Origin of the sequence: Arsukibacterium sp. MJ3, assembly GCF_000987765.1 — a bacterium.
Lineage (GTDB): Bacteria > Pseudomonadota > Gammaproteobacteria > Enterobacterales > Alteromonadaceae > Alishewanella.
Genome location: NZ_LAHP01000016.1, coordinates 1 through 17,403, shown reverse-complemented (window position 1 = coordinate 17,403; position 17,403 = coordinate 1). Strand labels below are relative to the sequence as shown.

13 protein-coding genes are annotated in these 17,403 nt (G+C 50.8%); 6 read left to right on the top strand and 7 right to left on the bottom strand.

Features of this window, described 5'->3' with window-relative positions; translation table 11 throughout:
- Positions 1-118: 118 nt before the first annotated feature.
- The 5 genes from VT06_RS12215 to VT06_RS12195 all read left to right on the top strand — a co-directional run bounded on the left by VT06_RS12215 (position 119) and on the right by VT06_RS12195 (position 11,448).
- Positions 119-448, top strand: a complete 330-nt coding sequence (locus tag VT06_RS12215) for a BON domain-containing protein (protein ID WP_046554599.1) — start codon at positions 119-121, stop codon at positions 446-448.
- Between the two features lie 25 nt (positions 449-473).
- A complete protein-coding gene (locus tag VT06_RS12210) occupies positions 474-785 on the top strand; it encodes a BON domain-containing protein (RefSeq protein ID WP_046554598.1) in 312 nt (103 codons plus the stop codon).
- A gap of 148 nt (positions 786-933) precedes the next feature.
- On the top strand, positions 934-1,713 hold the full coding sequence (locus VT06_RS12205) for a Crp/Fnr family transcriptional regulator (protein ID WP_046554597.1): 780 nt from the start codon (positions 934-936) through the stop codon (positions 1,711-1,713).
- Positions 1,714-1,837: 124 nt separating this feature from the next.
- Positions 1,838-10,567: a GH36-type glycosyl hydrolase domain-containing protein gene (locus VT06_RS12200; protein WP_082122521.1), complete on the top strand. Its 8,730-nt coding sequence runs from the start codon at positions 1,838-1,840 to the stop codon at positions 10,565-10,567.
- A 122-nt stretch (positions 10,568-10,689) separates the two neighbouring features.
- Entirely contained in the window at positions 10,690-11,448 is a 759-nt protein-coding gene (locus VT06_RS12195; protein WP_046554596.1) for a Crp/Fnr family transcriptional regulator, read from the top strand.
- Between the two features lie 59 nt (positions 11,449-11,507).
- On the opposite strand, the gene VT06_RS12190 is transcribed toward VT06_RS12195, so the two are convergent.
- The 4 genes from VT06_RS12190 to VT06_RS12175 all read right to left on the bottom strand — a co-directional run bounded on the left by VT06_RS12190 (position 11,508) and on the right by VT06_RS12175 (position 14,131).
- Positions 11,508-11,828 carry a hypothetical protein gene (locus VT06_RS12190; RefSeq protein WP_052750252.1) on the bottom strand — a complete coding sequence of 107 codons (321 nt, stop codon included), beginning with the start codon at positions 11,826-11,828 and terminating at the stop codon, positions 11,508-11,510.
- Between the two features lie 110 nt (positions 11,829-11,938).
- Positions 11,939-12,865, bottom strand: a complete 927-nt coding sequence (locus tag VT06_RS12185) for an OmpA family protein (RefSeq protein WP_046554595.1) — start codon at positions 12,863-12,865, stop codon at positions 11,939-11,941.
- Positions 12,862-13,293, bottom strand: coding sequence for a DUF4398 domain-containing protein (locus VT06_RS12180; RefSeq protein WP_082122520.1), 432 nt, complete (start codon positions 13,291-13,293; stop codon positions 12,862-12,864). Before VT06_RS12180 ends, VT06_RS12185 begins: the two co-directional genes overlap by 4 nt.
- A 115-nt stretch (positions 13,294-13,408) precedes the next feature.
- The gene (locus VT06_RS12175; protein WP_052750251.1) at positions 13,409-14,131 is read right to left on the bottom strand and encodes a GGDEF domain-containing protein; all 723 of its coding nucleotides are present in this window, start codon (positions 14,129-14,131) and stop codon (positions 13,409-13,411) included.
- A gap of 322 nt (positions 14,132-14,453) precedes the next feature.
- On the opposite strand from VT06_RS12175, the gene VT06_RS12170 reads away from it, so the two are divergent.
- Positions 14,454-15,773 (top strand): APC family permease, encoded by a 1,320-nt coding sequence (locus VT06_RS12170; protein ID WP_046554594.1) that lies wholly within the window; start codon positions 14,454-14,456, stop codon positions 15,771-15,773.
- On the opposite strand, the gene yjjX is transcribed toward VT06_RS12170, so the two are convergent.
- The 3 genes from yjjX to VT06_RS12155 all read right to left on the bottom strand — a co-directional run bounded on the left by yjjX (position 15,770) and on the right by VT06_RS12155 (position 17,317).
- Complete coding sequence (gene yjjX, locus VT06_RS12165) at positions 15,770-16,282, bottom strand: inosine/xanthosine triphosphatase (RefSeq protein ID WP_046554593.1); 513 nt, start codon at positions 16,280-16,282, stop codon at positions 15,770-15,772. The genes VT06_RS12170 and yjjX overlap by 4 nt on opposite strands.
- A gap of 85 nt (positions 16,283-16,367) precedes the next feature.
- Positions 16,368-16,985 carry a hypothetical protein gene (locus VT06_RS12160; RefSeq protein WP_046554592.1) on the bottom strand — a complete coding sequence of 206 codons (618 nt, stop codon included), beginning with the start codon at positions 16,983-16,985 and terminating at the stop codon, positions 16,368-16,370.
- Positions 16,982-17,317: a hypothetical protein gene (locus VT06_RS12155; protein ID WP_046554591.1), complete on the bottom strand. Its 336-nt coding sequence runs from the start codon at positions 17,315-17,317 to the stop codon at positions 16,982-16,984. The genes VT06_RS12160 and VT06_RS12155 overlap by 4 nt, the downstream gene beginning before the upstream one ends.
- Positions 17,318-17,403: the final 86 nt, after the last annotated feature.

Genomic DNA, 17,403 nt, shown 5'->3' with positions numbered 1-17,403 from the left:
GACTATCATCGGAGGGCGACTATTATTTCAAACAAAAGTGCGCTAGCGCACAGATCCCCACTGCAAGGTGTTTTAAGTTGAAAGTTACCATTATAGTAAACTTACTGAGAATCTGAATATGACCCTTCGCCCTACTATTTTTATCTTGTTTCTGCTGTTGCCGTTACTGGCATTAACTGGCTGCGACAACACTCCGGCAAACCAAACTAAAACCATACAGATGGAGGATACCAGTCTGAACGTCGCCGTGTCTGATGCACTAAAACGTGAAGCGTTTTTTAACAACAGTACTATTACCGTTACCTCAGAGCAAGGTGAAATCAGTCTTAACGGTACAGTTAACTCAACCGAAGATAAAAGCCGCGCAGGTGTTGTTGCCGAAAAAGTGACAGGGGTAAAGGCAGTAAAAAATAACCTGAACATTATTACGCCATCCATATCAAATTAAATATCACTAACTAGGAATAACCATCATGAAGATGCGAAATATCTACGCCCTATTTTTTCTGAGCTTATTTAGCCTGACATTATTGGGCTGTGGTGCTACTGATACTCGCGAGGGTGCTGGTGAGTATGTCGACGATACCGTGATAACCACCAAGGTAAAGGCCGCTATTTTTAATACGTCATCGCTTAAAGTTGCTGAAATTAATGTAGAAACCTTTAAAGGTGTGGTGCAACTAAGTGGTTTTGTAAACTCTGCAGCAGACATTGACACCGCAATTCGGGTGGCACGGGAAGTAACCGGCGTGACCTCGGTTAAAAACGCGATGCGGGTCAAATAACCTGGTGCCGTTTTAATAATGTTATGTTATCACACCTCTCTGTGCGGTACCGCACAGAGTTAACATTTTTTTCAATTACAATTCATAATATTCATTCGCCGCTGTAATTTGTAGCGGCTAATATATTGTTACAAACATAGGGATATATATGATTCATTCGGCGCAACCGCAAACTAAAACCGCATCATCTCATCAGCCAACGCATAATCATTTACTTAATGCCTTGTCGCCTGAGGTGCAGCAACGGCTATTTCCGCACATGGAACTAATAGAAATGCCGCTGGGTAAAGTGTTGTATGAATCTGGCGATGTGTTGCGCTATGTTTACTTTCCTACCGATAGCATTGTGTCGTTACTATATGTGATGGAAAATGGCGCGTCAGCAGAAATTGCTGTTGTAGGTTATGACGGCCTGATTGGCGTGGCATTGTTTATGGGCGGCGAAAGCACTACCAGCCGCGCCGTGGTGCAAAGTGCTGGTTGGGGTTACCGCCTGCGGAGCCAGCGAATGAAAGACGAATTTAACCGCCATGGCGAACTGCTGCATTTAATGCTTCGGTACTCGCAAGCGCTTATTACCCAAATGGCGCAAACGGCCGTATGTAACCGCCATCACAGTATTGAGCAGCAACTATGCCGCTGGTTGTTATTGTCACTGGACCGTTTACATGACAACCATTTGCTGATGACTCAGGAGCTTATAGCGAATATGCTCGGGGTACGCCGTGAAGGCGTAACAGAAGCCGCTTGCCGTTTGCATAAACACGGCGTAATAGATTACAGCCGCGGCCATATCACGGTGACCGACCGCCACAAGCTAGAGCAGCTTAGCTGCGAATGCTACGCGGTGGTAAAAGCAGAAACTGACCGGTTGTTACCTTATAGCAAGGATAAACCGGCCAGCAAAAAAACTGCAACTTGTCATTAATTGCGGCCGTTAGCGGCCCATTTAAACTGCACCCCTTCAACCTATGTACGACAGCGCACTGACAACCTACTAACGACAGGTTACGCTCTGTAATCTTCTGTTTTGCTACCTGCCGCAGGTTACTATGTCTTTATTTTCGCGTGTTATGCGTTACCCGTCTATTGCCCTGCGCCAGCGCTCCAGAAGCTGGTTTTCAGCCGAGCTTTGGCAGCACACCACGCCGATACGTGCCGAGTTATTCAGTGTTGAGCGCTTAGAGCAACATGCCCATAGCTTGGCCGTGGCACAACCAATTGTCACTGAAACTTCGGCAATACAACAGCTACGCCAATATTTTCAGCCTGCTTTACAGCGCCGACTAACTGCTAATGCCAAGATTTTGCTGGCGGCATACCACGTTAGTGCCAAAGAGTTACAACATGGCCATAGCATTGTGCCAGCCGCAGAATGGCTGCTAGACAACTATCATATTGTTGAACAGCAAGTGCGGGAAATTCGCGACGATCTGCCAGCAGGCTATTATAATCAATTGCCCAAACTGGCCGAAGGCCCTTTTCGTGGCTACCCCAGAGTGCTGGGCATTGCCTGGGCCTATGTTGCGCATACCGACAGCCATTTTGACCCGGCAATTTTAATTCGTTTTTTAACGGCTTATCAGCAGGTGCAGCCACTGAGCATTGGTGAGTTATGGGCGGTAGCCATTACCTTGCGTATTGTGCTGGTTGAAAACCTGCGGCGCTTAACCGACCAGATAAGCAATGACTTACAGCAGCGGGCGGCTGCCGACCAGCTCGTCGACAACCTGTTAGCCGGGGCACATTGGCAGCATGAAGTGCAGCAATGTAGCACGCCCTTAAATGACAGCTTTGCCGCTCAGTTAACCAAACGACTACGTGATCAAGACCCTGGCGTTACCCCGGCGTTGCAATGGCTAACCGAGCAAATGGCCAGCCAACACGACACTATCGATAATGTTGTATTACGCATGCAGCAACAGTTGGGGTCATCTAATGTCAGTGTGCGTAATGTCATTACCAGCATGCGCCGCATCTCCGATATCGACTGGACCGAACTATTTGAAAGCATTAGTCTGGTTGATCACCAATTAGCAACGGCCTGTCGCTTTAATGACATGGATTTTGCCAGCCGTAATCTGTATCGCAGTGCCATTGAACAGCTGGCCCGCAAAGCGGGATGCGCCGAGTTAGCCATCGTTGCTAACGTTATTAAAACGCTACAGAGTAAGGCTCAACTAAGCCATGACACGGGCAACAACCCGGTGCAGGCAGCACGCGAAGCAGACTGCGGCTATTATTTAATTGGCAGCGGCAGAGCGGCTTTTGAGCAACAGCTTGGCATTAAATATGGCGCCACTCGTTGGTTGCACCAGCGGCTGCATAAAAGTGGTATTACCGGTTATATCTGCCTGTTTATATTGCTTAGTAGCGGATTATTGCTATCGGCTGGCACACTGTTAGGCATTCGCGGTTTTCATTGGCTGTGGCTGCTAATGCTCTGGATAATTCCGGTCAGCGAACTAAGCAGTGCTTTATTACAAAGCCTGGCGGGGCGGTTTAATGGCGCTAAACTGCTGCCGGCACTGGCGTTAACTCAAGGCATACCAACCGAGCTACGAACCCTGATCGCGGTGCCAATATTACTGAGCAACCGCACAGAAATCAGCCACCATTTACAACAACTGGAAGAGCATTATCTGGCCGCTGGCCATGGCGATATCAGCTTTGTACTACTGTCTGATTTTACCGATGCCGACCAACAACATTTGCCGGCCGATCATGCCCTGCTGCAACAGGCCATTGACGGTATTGTCGTCTTAAACCAACATTACGCGGCAGGCCCTGCAGGCCCTCGATTTTTATTGCTGCACCGCCAACGCGAGTTTAACCCCAGCCAGCAAGCCTGGCTTGGCCGCGAGCGTAAGCGCGGTAAACTAGCCGATTTAAACCAATTATTACTGGGCACTGGCAGCAGCCGTTTCTGTGGCAGTAGCACCGAGTACCCCCTGTTATCAGACGCAGTACCAGACCGGGTGCGCTATGTTATTACCCTTGATGCCGATACCCGCTTACCCCGTAACGCCGCCATTAAACTGGTGGGTAAAATAGCCCATCCGCTTAACCAGCCGCAGTTTTGTGCAGAGCAACGGCGGGTAATAGCCGGCTATGGCATCTTGCAGCCACGGGTTACCCCGGCGTTGGCGTTAACCGGCCAGGGATCACGCTATTTGCGTTTAAGTTCAGGCCCTGCCGGCATCGACCCTTACGCCAGCGCAGTGTCTGATATGTATCAGGATCTGTTTACCGAAGGCTCCTTTACCGGAAAAGGCATTTATGATGTTGCCGCTTTTAGCGCCGCCTTAGACGGCCGGGTGCCGGAAAACACCATGCTAAGCCACGACTTATTTGAAGGCGTATTTGCCCGTGCCGGGCTGGTATCCGATATTGAAGTAGTAGAAGATTTCCCCAGCCGTTATGATGTAGCGGTAAAAAGGCAGCATCGCTGGACCCGAGGCGACTGGCAGTTATTACCCTGGCTTAGCACGGCACTGTTTAGTCGCAGACTGCCGCAAGCCGAGCAGATCCCATTGCTTGGCCGCTGGAAAATGTTGGATAACCTACGCCGTTCTTTACTGGCCCCCACCGGCTTTATGGCCCTGTTAGCAGTGTTGCTGCTACCCTGGCCACTGTCGGCCAATGCCACCATGCTACTGCTTGCCATACTCCTTTTGCCCAATTGGTTAATGCGCCGTTTTGCCCTGCTGCCCCGCCACAGTATTCTGCAAAATGGCGGCGCCATTCAGTTACGCAGCTTATACAGCAATCTGCTGAGTGATGTGCAACAAACCGCCAGCCAAAGCTTGCTAAATATTATGTTACTGGCCGATCAAGCCTGGCGTATGAGCCATGCCGTTGGCATCACTCTCTGGCGTTTGCTGGTTAGCCGTAAACACTTGTTGCAATGGGTTACCGCAGCACACAGCGGGGCGCAGCAACGGCTTAATGTTGTCGGCTACTATCGACAAATGGCACCAGGCTTAGTACTGGCTTGGTTAAGTGCTGGCCTGGTGGTGTGGTTGGCACCGCAAAACCTGCTGTTGCTGCTGCCATTTTTAACCGCATGGAACCTGGCACCAGCGCTAATGTATTGGCTTAGTTTACCAACCAGCCAACAAAAAACCGTCACGCTTTCCGCTGCAGACGCGCACAGTCTGCGTTTAATTGCGCGGCGTACCTGGCGCTTTTTTGAACGCTTTGTTAGCGCTGATGATAATTGGCTGCCGCCCGATAATTTTCAGCAGCTGCCAGAACCGGTGATCGCCCATCGCACCTCACCGACCAATATTGGCGTGTATTTATTGTCGGTTGTCACCGCGCGGGACTTTGGCTGGCTGGGTACCAAAGCCAGTATCGAAAAACTGGAGCAAACCTTTGCCACCTTGCAGCAACTTAGCCGCCATCAGGGACACTTTTTTAACTGGTACGATACCCAGAGCTTACAACCATTAGCACCAGTTTATATCTCATCGGTAGACAGCGGCAATCTGGCCGGGCATCTTATTGCGCTGGCTAACAGCCTAGAAGACTGGCAACAACAGCTGCAGGCACCACTGGCCATGCAAGGGCTGGCCGATACGCTGGCCTTAGCACGACTAAGCCTGACACAGCAGGATAACCCACCGCCGCATCAACAATCATTATCAGCCACGTTGGCGAGCATATTGCAGTTACTTTTAGCCCCGAATGCCACAGCGCCGCAGTATAGCGAATTAATTAAGCAGGCCAGTACTGCACTTAAACTGTATTTTAGCAGCAGTGCAGCAGATGAACCGGACCAGCACACGCCCCCCCTTAATACCGACAACCTACACTATTACCTGCAAGCATTTTTACAAACCGTAAACCAGCACCAGCAAGACGCTGAAGCAAACCCCACGGCACAGCGCCGCCTACACCAACGTTTAGCTGCCCTGGCGGCGCGTAGTCGCGAAATGGCACTGCAAATGAACTTTGCTTTTTTGCTCAATACTGAACGTAATTTACTGGCTATTGGCTATGCCGTAAATGAAAACCAACTCGACCACAGCTGCTACGATTTGCTAGCCTCAGAGGCCCGTCTGGCCAGCTTGTTTGCCATTGCTAAAGGTGATGTCGACAGCAAGCATTGGTTCAGGCTTGGCCGCAGCGCCACCCCACTAGGTGCTGGTGCTGCCTTATTTTCTTGGTCTGGTTCCATGTTTGAATACTTAATGCCATCCTTGGTCATGCGCGCTGCCGTGGGCAGTTTGCTAGAGCAAAGTAACCGGCTAATAGTGGCACGGCAAATCAGTTATGCCGGGCAACACAACATACCCTGGGGCATTTCTGAGTCAGCCTATAATGCCCGCGATTTACACCTAACCTATCAGTATTCTAATTTTGGCGTGCCAGGACTTGGCTTAAAACGTGGCCTGGCGCAAAATTTGGTTATTGCCCCTTATGCTACGGCATTAGCTAGCATGGTCGATGCGCCAGCCGCTTGCGCCAACTTCGCCACACTAGCGCAATTAGGTGCGCTGGCTGACTATGGTTTTTTTGAGGCCATTGATTACACCAAGGAACGCCTGCCAGATCCAGACCAGCCGGTGCTGGTGCAAAGTTTTATGGCGCACCATCAGGGCATGACGCTGATTGCCATTCTTAACACGTTGCAACATGGCCTGATGCGCAGCCGCTTCCATCGCGAACCGATGATCAGCGCTTGCGAACTATTGTTGCAGGAGCGCGTGCCACGTGATGTGCTAAATGCGCATCCCAAAGCAGAAGCGGTAACCGTTGCCGCCGGCAGTGTCAGCGAATCACTTACCGAGCGCAGCCTTGACCCGACTGCAACGGGCGCACCGCATAGCCACATTTTAAGTAACGGTAGTTATAGTGTGATGCTTAGCGCAGCAGGCGGCGGTTATAGCCACTGGCAAGGCGTAGCCATTACCCGTTGGCGCGCCGACAATAGTCTGGATAATTGCGGCAGTTATATTTTATTGCGTACCCTCGACAGTAAAACGTTCTGGGCAGCCAGCTTGCAACCGCTGGCAGCAAGTAAGTCTGAGGCCATGCATCGCCACAGCGTGACGTTTAGTGAAGACAGTGCAGAATTTGCCGTAACACAACAAGACATAAACGCCAAAGTTACCGTGGTAGTGTCGTCCGAGCATAATGGCGAAGTGCGCTGCGTCACCTTATACAACCACAGCCGCCACGAACAACAGCTTGAGCTTACGTCTTATGCCGAGCTGGTACTTGGTAATGCCGCCAGCGATAACGCCCACCCGGCATTTTCTAAATTATTTGTGCAAACCGAGTTTCTCAGTGAGTACGGCGCTATTATTGCCACGCGGCGGCGGCGCTCTGCTAAAGAACAGCCCTTGTGGCTGGCCCATTTTGTGGTGGTGGAAGGCCACAGCACCGGCGTGTTACAACCTGGGCCGCTGAAAAATAGTCCACTGCAATATGAGACTGATCGTGCGGCATTTTTTGGCAGTGGTAGCTGCTTGCAGCAAGCCCATGCCATGCAGCAATATCAGGCGTTAAGTAACAGCAGCGGCACGGTGCTTGATCCAATTATATGTTTACGGCCCACGGTAACTCTGGCTGCTGGCAAACAGCTAAAAGTGGCTTTTTGGACCTTAATAGCCAACTCACGCGAAGCGCTATTAGAACTGGTTAGCCAACATAACGAAGACAGTGCTTTTGAGCGTGCGGCAACATTGGCCTGGACATTGGCCCAGGTACAATTGCGTTATCTGGCAATAACCGTAGCTGAAGCGGCACTATTTCAACGCCTTACCGGGCCGTTACTGTATAGCGACAGCCGCTTTCGTGCGCCGCCAGCCACCATTAGCCGCGGTGCAGGCCCACAGTCGGGTATTTGGCAACATGGCATTTCCGGTGACTTACCGATTGTGCTGCTGCACATTGACGACATCGAAGATGTAGACAGCCTGCGTCAGTTATTACGGGCCCACGAATATTGGCGCTTAAAGCAGTTACCGGTTGATTTAGTTATCATTAATGAGCGCGCCAGCTCCTATGTGCAGGATTTGCAACAGGCGATAGAAACTCTGGTACGTAGCAGCCAAAGCCGTCCCAGCGCGCTACTTTCACCCGCAATGCGCCTGGCCAGTGGTAATGTTTATACCTTGCGTGCCGATTTAATGACGGTACCGAGCCGGGCGTTACTGGCCTCGATTGCCAGCGTCGTGTTATTCGCCAGGCGGGGGCCACTGCAACGGCAACTACAGCGCATTGCCGCGGTACCCGCCCAACAACAGCCGCCGGCGTACAGTAAGCCATTAGTGCCGGCAGTGGCCGATGCCAGTGCAGAAAGCCGCTATAACAGTACTGATTTAGAGTTTTTTAACGGCCTGGGAGGCTTTGCCAAACAAGGCCGCGAATACGTCATTTTGCTGCATAACCATCAGCGTACGCCAATGCCCTGGCTTAATGTTATTGCTAACCCGCACTTTGGTTTTCAAGTGTCGGCTAGCGGTAGTGGTTATACCTGGGCCGAAAGTAGTCGTGAAAACCAGCTAACGCCCTGGTCAAATGATCCGGTAATCGATCCCTGTGCCGAAGCCATTTATGTGCAAGACGAAGACAGCGGCCAGCTCTTTTGCGCCACCAGCTCACCAATAAACGATGGCGGTCATTACCGCGCTTGTCATGGTTTTGGTTACAGTCGTTTCGAGCATCAGGCAGCGGGCATTACGCTGAGCTTGCTGCAATATGTGGCGCTGGAACAGCCGATTAAAATTTCACGACTTACCCTGCACAATACCGGCGCTACCCCGCGCAAATTACGGGTAACAGCTTATGCTGAATGGGTATTGGGCCGTAATCGCGCAGCCAGTGCACCCTATGTCATCAGTGAATTTGATCGTGCTAACAACGTGCTGTTGGCGCAAAACCCCTGGCAAACGGCCTTTGCCGGCAAGGTCGCCTTTGCGGCGTTTGGTAATAATTCGGAATTAGCCGGTTGGACCGCCGATCGTACCGAATTTATTGGCCGTAATCGCAGCAGCCAAAGCCCGTTGGCGTTAGTGCAGCAACTGGCACTAAGTGGTAGCGATGGCGCAGCGCTAGACCCCTGTGCCGCGTTACAACACAGCATTAGCCTGGCGCCCGGCGAGCAAATAGAACTGGTGTTCTTGCTTGGTCAAACTGCCGACCACACCAGCGCCCTGGCGCTGGTGCAGCGCTACCGCCAGGCCAATTTAGACGACGAGCTTGAGCAAGTGCAGCAGCATTGGCAAAAATTGTTACAAGCCGTGCAGGTTAAAACACCCGACCGCGCCATGGATATTATGCTTAACGGCTGGTTGTTGTATCAAACCATTGCTTGCCGCTTATATGCCCGCGCGGCGTTTTATCAGGCCAGTGGCGCTTACGGCTTTCGCGACCAGCTGCAAGACACTATGGCACTGAGTTTTGCCGCACCAGAGCTTACCCGTGCCCAGTTACTGCGTGCGTCGCAGCGCCAGTTTGTTGAGGGTGATGTGCAGCATTGGTGGCTACCGCACAGTGGCCAGGGCGTACGCAGCCGTATTTCTGATGACAGAGTATGGCTGGGTTTTGCCTGCGCCCGCTATATTGCCACCTCTGGCGATCTCGCGGTGTTAGATGAAAACGTCAACTTTTTGCAAGGCCCGCTGCTGGGCGCAGATCAACATGATGCGTTTTTCCAGCCGATGCCAAGCGACGTGACAGCACCCTTATTTGAGCACTGTGCCCGCGGCCTGGATCAGGCTATAACGCTTAGCAGTGAACGCGGCTTACCGCTGATAGGTTGTGGTGACTGGAACGACGGCATGGATCAGGTTGGCAGTGGCGGTAAAGGTGAAAGTATCTGGCTGGGCTGGCTGTTATTAACCACCTTGCGCCAGTTTATTCCGCTGGCAGCGGTGCGAAATGATCCACGGGCGGCGTTATGGCAAACACATTATGACATCTTGCTTAACGCGATAGAGCAGTATGGCTGGGACGGCAACTGGTATAAACGCGCCACGTATGACGATGGCAGCTGGCTGGGCAGCCAGTATAGCGACGAGTGCCAGCTGGACTCGATTGCCCAGTCCTGGGCGGTACTGTCCGGTGCCGCCGACAGCCAACGTGCAACCACCGCCATGGCGGCGGTTGATCAGCGGCTGGTAAAACGCCAACAACAATTATTGCTGTTGTTTACGCCCCCCTTTGACCAGGGCGAGCATAATCCGGGTTACATTAAAGGTTATCCACCGGGGCTGAGAGAAAACGGTGGCCAGTACAGCCATGCGGCCATGTGGGTAATAATGGCTTTTGCCAAGTTGGGTCAGGCAGAAAAAGCGCATCAACTTTTTGGCATGTTAAACCCACTAAACCATGCGTTAAACCCTACTGATGTTGCCCGCTATAAGCTAGAACCTTATGTGGTGGCGGCTGATGTGTATTCAGTGGCGCCACATAGTGGCCGTGGTGGCTGGAGCTGGTATACCGGCGCCGCCGGCTGGATGTACCGGGCCGGGGTGGAAAGCCTGCTGGGCCTGACCTGCTGTGGTGACCACATTCAGATCGCACCCTGCATACCCGCAGCCTGGCCTGGCTTTAGCGCCAGCATTAATATTGGCAGCAGCTGTTATAACATCGACATTAGCCAGCATAGAGTGCTACAACCTGAACAGGCCATACTTACCCTAGACGATAACGTTATCGCAGCAGACTCGCCGCTATTTATTAGCGAACGCTGCATCACATTGGCCTTAGATCAGCAACAGCATGTACTCAGCTGGCATCTGCTGGCCAACGAACAGCAGGGTAAATAACACAGCAACTGCGTGGCGTAACGTACAGAACAACTGCTTGCCAGCCGTTACACTTGCGAATCAAGGCTGCACGGCACCTGTCTTGTGCTGTTACTCCAACGCTCGTGCTAGAGGTCAGTGTTATGTCCGTTGTAAACTTTCCACTCATTACCAATCATTTGATCGATTTACTGCCAGAGCAAGAACGCACCTTGCTATTTCAACATTGTGAAATAGTAGAGTTGGAGTTTGGTACCATCCTTTGCGAGCCACATCAACGTTACCGCTATTTGTATTTTCCACTGAGTGGTTTTATTTCACTCGTCACTAAACTGGACGGCCATAAACCACTGGAAATGGGCTTAATTGGTAATGAAGGGATGCTGGGGGTTACCTTGGCATTAGGTATAACTGCCGCACCCACGCAAGCGGTGGTACAAGGCAAAGGCACAGCCTGGCGTATAGATATTGCTACCTTGCAGCAGTTGCTGGAACAATGCCCGCAATTGCAACATGTGCTGCAGCAATACTTATTTGTGTTGATGGCCCAGCTGTCACAAAGCGCAGCCTGCGTTCATTTTCATGAACTGGATTGCCGGCTGGCGCGCTGGCTACTGATGAGCCAGGACCGCGCCCACAGCAATCGTTTTCATCTGACTCATCAGTTTTTGGCCGATATGCTTGGCGTGCGGCGTAGCGGCGTAACGGTAGCCGCCGGCGTTATGCAAAAACAAGGCTTAATTAGTTATACCAGAGGCGCAATTACCATTCTAAACCGTAACGCGGTGCAGCGTGCAGCATGCGAATGTTATCAGATTGAGTTAGACGAATATCAACGCCTATTGGGTAAGCTCACCGCTGATACCGTTCGCCGGAAATTAACCGAGCAGGGCACACCATAACCGTCATAATTGGTAACCTTACCAATAAAAAAACCGCCGCAGCGGTTATTTTATTGATTTTAGCCAGCGTCATTACCGTTGTTACGCCGGCTAAACCAATAGCTCAGCAAGGCACCACCGGCCAGCACGATACCCAGTGTTAACAGCGGATGCGTGCGAGCTTGTGTCTTAGCGCTGTGAGTAAGTTGCCGTTGCATGTGTTGCAATTGCACACCCTTTGCTGCAATAGCATCGGCAGCGTGGTTGGCACCATTAGCCATTTTATTTACAGCGCCATGAGCACTGTCAATAGCCTTGTGCATGGTACCGGATGCTGCATCAATACCATAGTTGAACGCATTATTAGCAGTATCAGTAAATGTTTCTATTGGCTTATTCATAATTACTCCGTTCAGTGCGACACCAGCATAATTGCCATTGCCTTGTCTCAAATATAATGGATGCTTCCAGCCTGCTCAGTGCGCCAGCACGCTTATTAAGCAGCATCAGGTTATTCTTTTATATTGGCTATAATCACTTCAACCCGGCGGTTTTGCTGCCGGCCATCGGCGGTAATATTGCTGCTTAGCGGCACACTTTCACCTTTACCCGACACCTCCAACCGGCTGCCGGCAATACCCTTGGCTACTAAAAAAGCTTTAACAGTATCGGCGCGGCGCTGCGACAACAGCATATTGGCGCCATCAGAGCCGACGTTGTCGGTATGGCCTTCTATTTGGGCGGTACGCATCGGGTAAGCATTTAAAAACATAGCCAGTTTATCTAAATGGTTACTGTTGCTGTTTTTCAGGCTGGCCTGAGCAGTATCAAACAGCACATCACCCAAGGTCACGACTAAGCCACGGTCGGTTGGCCGGGCGTTAAGTTCGGCAATTTGCGCTCGTAAGTCTGCTGCAGTTGCGGTTGACTCAGCGGCTCGCTCGCGAGCAGTGCGGGCTTCATCACGTGCCGTTGCGGCATCAGCCTGGGCATTGCTGGCTTGCATTCTTGCTCGCTCTGCGTCGCTACGTGCAGCACTGGCGTCAGCGCGGGCGTTCGCCGTCTCACGGGTGCGAGCGTTTAATCTTACGTCGTCGCGTTGCTGATTTAAGCCATCTCGCTGCAGCTCTAACTGGCGGGTTTGAGCTTGTGTTCTGGCCATACTGATTTTGCGTTCAGCCATTACGAGCCGGTGCTCAACTAGAACGGTATTTTTTTCTGCTTGTTCTGCCAGCATAACCGCCTGCTCGGCTTCTTTTATTGCCAGTGGTGCCAGTACCGCCAGTTGCGAGTCACTTTGTAATTGCGTTAGTTGTTGCCGGACATTAGCCGCAGCATCAGGGCTTTTAGGGCCGCTAGCGCATCCGGCCAGAAAAACGCTCGCTACACTTAGGTTAAGCAGCGTTTTACGGCATAACTGAATATTAATTTTATTCATGGTCTTACTCCCGACACATTACGCTGTGTTTCCTGACGTAACGCCTCAATACTTTGTTGCATATCTTTATTAATGGCTTCTGCTTTTAATAGTTCCGCCCGGGCGACTGCCAACTCAGCACTTAACTCGGCTTGCAGTGCCAAACGTTGTGCCTGCGGCATATTTTCTGCAGTCACCGCGTTGCGGGCTGCCGTTAGTTCGGTACGGGCAGTATTTAATTCAGTTGTGGTATAGCGCACAACCTGCGCTTGTTCAGCTTCGCTAATAGCGCGCTCTGCCGCCTGCAACTCGGCCAATGGTGGCCTAGGTGCTGTTGCGCAAGCCGTTAGCATTACCATGGCGCCTGCCAGTAATAAGCAGTTTTTACCCAAGCCCAGCCGGTATAAACGCAAAGTGGTGAATATAGAATCGGTGGTCGTTGTTTTCATCTGTAGCTCCTGACACATGCGGGCGGCAACAAAGGTGCACCCTACGTTAGTAATAGCCTTTAATTTTATCGGCGTCGGTACGTTAGCGCGCATAGCAGCAATAACAGGACCCGCCTTAGCAAGCCCGGTTACCGCCTTGTTGCTTGGCCCGGTACATAGCCGCATCGGCAACGTTAATCAGGGCTGCCGCGTTGTCTCCATCAGCAGGAAATACCGCCACACCGACACTGGCTGATGACGAAACGGTAGTACAAACAAGCTGATAGGGTTCTGCCAGCATGTGCACTATTTTTGCAGTGAAGGCGCTAATATCCTGCGGGGATTTGGTATTATTCAGCAGTAATAAAAACTCATCACCGCCATGGCGGCTAAGCGCATCGCTGTCACGAATGGCCGAAGTTAAGCGGGCACTCACCTGCTGCAATACCGCATCACCTGCGGCATGACCAAATTGATCATTAATTGGTTTAAAATTGTCCAGATCAATAAATAACAGCGCAAACTGGCTTTGTTCCCTTTTTGCCAAGCTGATGGCGTGGCTAATTCGGTCTAGCATAATATCGCGGTTAAGGGTTTGGGTCAGCACGTCCCGTTCGCCATGCTCTTCAAGCCGTTGTAATTTATCCTGAGTACTGGCATGCAAGGCGCTGGTTTGTAGCAGTGCGACTGACAGCAGTGCTTTATCTTGTTGCAACTGCTGCTGCTGTTGGTACCAAATATTATGTTGCAATAACACTTCACAGCGTATGCGTACCATCTCAGCACTCAGTGCTTCAAAGTGTAATTGCAAAGCGCTATTTGGCAGAACAAACGGATTAACAAATTGAGGATCGTCCATAACACTCCCTACTAAGTAATGGGTATAACCTGGTCAGTTTTTATGTCAGCGTGCTGTTTAGCCGACTTGGTTGGCTTTTTGTCTGTTAACTGAAGGTGGTTCGCTTGCTCAGTGGGGTATTTTTTCTGTGTGCTGAACTTATTCATATATACCTCGTTGTTGCTACCGCCAGTACAGAAATGTACTAACAAGCAGCCCACTGTAGTCTAATGATCAACTAAGTTCGGTGCGCTAGCGCGCATAGGGTGCATAACACGCCCATTCACTTTATAGTAAAGCACTGGGATCAGCGGATAGCTTTTATGTCTGGAATAAACAATGTATGTCTGAAGTGAAACTGGCCATAACTGGGCGTAGCCTGCCACGCCATTTGGGTTTATTTGGCCTGTGGTTACTGGTGGTAAATGGTTTAATTGGTGCCGGCATTTTTGGTTTGCCCGGCGGTGCAGCCAAACTGGCGGGCGAGTACAGCCCGCTTATTTACCTATTTTGTGCGTTGTTAATATTACCTATTTTGCTTTGCATGGCAGAGCTGTCTAGTTATTTTAGTAGCAGTGGGGGTCCGGTGCGTTATGGCACAGCAGCGTTTGGCTCCTTTATCGGCTTTCAGGCCGGTTGGCTGTATTATATTGCGCGCTTAGTCTCTTTTGCGGCTAACACGGTATTGCTGGTTGATAGCATTGGCTATTTCTGGCCCGAGGCGACCGCGGGAATTTACCGGGGGGTGTTGCTCAGCATGATAATCGCCAGCCTGACCTTGGTTAATGTACTGGGTTCAGTGCGCGCTATTCGCTCGTTAGCCTTGCTAACGGTGGTTAAATTTACCGCACTATTATTGCTGGTGATTGCCGGCGCCGGCTATTTGGGCGGTCAGCTGCTACCAACCTTTAACCCTGCTAACGTATTTAGTAGCGGCTATGATATTGGCGCAGCCACCTTATTGCTAATATATGCCTTTGTCGGGTTTGAATCGGTAATAATACCGGCGGGTGAAGCAAAAAACCCGGCGCGGGATATGCCGCGGGCGCTGATCCTTGGTTTGCTGCTGGTTACCTTGCTGTATATTGCCATTCAGCTGGTTAGCGTGGCCGCGGTGCCCGATATTGCTAATTCAACCAGCCCGCTGCTAGACGTTGCCGCGATGTTATTTGGCCCTATTGGCGCGGCGGTACTAATGCTGGGTGTCGTCTCCTCGGTAGCGGCTAACTTGCTCGGTGCAATATTTTCAACCCCACGAGCCAGCTTTGCCTTAGCCGAAGATGGCAGCCTGCCGGCCTGGTTTGCAGTAGTACAGCCACGCTTTTTAACACCCGCAAACTCTATTGCGTTTTTTGGTGTATTGGCCCTGTTACTCACCTTATATGGCTCATTCCTGTGGCTGGCCGCCGCAACCGTGGTATCACGTTTGCTGTTATATAGCCTTACCTGCGCCGCCGTGCCAGTGCTTAGGCCAAAGCTGGCCAACAGCAGCAGCTTTGTACTGCCATTAGGTTACACCATACCGCTGCTGGGTATTGCCGCCTGTATCTGGCTGGCAATGCAAGTAAGTTGGTCTTCGGTGCTGGCTACGGCGCTATTTGTAATACTGGGTACCGTGTTATATTTTCTGGCGCGCTGGCAGGCCGGACGGGCAGCTGATTAAAAACGTTCAGGGTTTAAAAAGGGGATCAGCGCCAGCGTCAGTGCTTGCTGATACACACTGGCCCGGCTTAAACGGTTGTGGGTAAGCAAGCCAATAGCGCCACCGGCTTGCTTAATGTTGCTGGTACCAAATAACTGGTCCATGGCATCACCTAATTGCACTCCTTCTGCCAGCAGTTGCAATGCGGTTGGCGGTAACATCAAGCTGGCAGAGCGGGCTTTGCCCTGCTTTCCGTTATGCTCTATCAGCATCCAGGCGAAGGTCAGGTCATTATCCAGCCCGGCTTCTATTGCGACATAAAAATCGGCCTGGCATTGCTGCTTTAAGGCCTGCAAGCGATTTTCAGCACCCCGTAAAGTTTCAGCACTGGTTAATGGCTGCTCGGCCACGCCTGAGGGCACGGCGGTGCCAGTTACCGTAATGGCGTGCTCAGGAAAGTTAGCTTGAAAGCACTGCTTAGCCGCAGTAATTTTGGCCGGGTTGGCCGAGGCAACAACAATAGTCCACATAATGGCGGTTCTTATCGATTAAGTTAGCCGTTTTTAACATGTGAATGCGACTAACTCAACTACCGGCCTAACTAATACGTGTAACTTATTCATTTTGTGTCGCATTACGGCGCTGCTTTAATTCAGCTTCTTGTTGTAAAAAATGCTGCTTGGCTTCGTGTTGCTTTTGTCTTGCTTGTAAATGTTGCTCCACCTGAGCAGTTTCGTCTGGTGTGCCCCGGCTAATGATCCGTCGTACATCACGGTCATAACATAACGCTTCGTTTTTAACCCAAGCGGTATAAGTTACTCTATTAGATAGTAAAGTAGATGTCGGGCAGGGTTGATAGCCAGCTTGCTCAGCTTTATTGTCCAACCAGTTACCTAATGCAAAACTACCAACAAACATTAATACTAAAGATACAACCATTAGCTTACCGCTTAGGTTATTTACCTTTTCAATAACTGACAGAGCTACTTCTCCACGAAGGCGTACTGTTAGCTGGAATATGATAAACACCAGCATCACCATCAAACTTAGTACAACCCCAGGCATCAGGTTACCCGAATAACTTATAACAATTAGCGGCCGCTCTGATGCAAGTTCGTTTAGCTGGCTTAACCACGAAGGCACCAGCAGCATAATAATGGCCACCAGTAGCAACGAGATAAAAATCAGCAGCGCAAACCCGGCAGCGATAGCTTTAGTATTGCTGACGCTCATCGTAAAGCCGGAAACTGAATAAAGCGCCTGATTAAACGGTTTATATATTGCTGTGTTCTACTAACCAAACGTCTTCTCACTACCTTACCTGTAACTAAAAACAAGTAATATATCCCATCGACTGCATCCTGCTTCATTTCAGACTCAACATGCTCTAAACGATCAATTAATGCCCTGGTAATACCATATTTAGCATCCACTTCGTTTAACACATAAGCCACGCCAATCGCCACAAATACTGCAGCAGCAAGTGGTAATACAGCAATCATACTGCCAGCGACTAACGCAGCAATACCTGCGCCAACGAGATTATAGTGGACCCCTCTGTCCACTATACTTAACTACTTTTGGCAGCATTACGGCGCTGCTTTAATTCAGCTTCTTGTTGTAAAAAACGCAGCTTGGCTTCGTGTTGTTT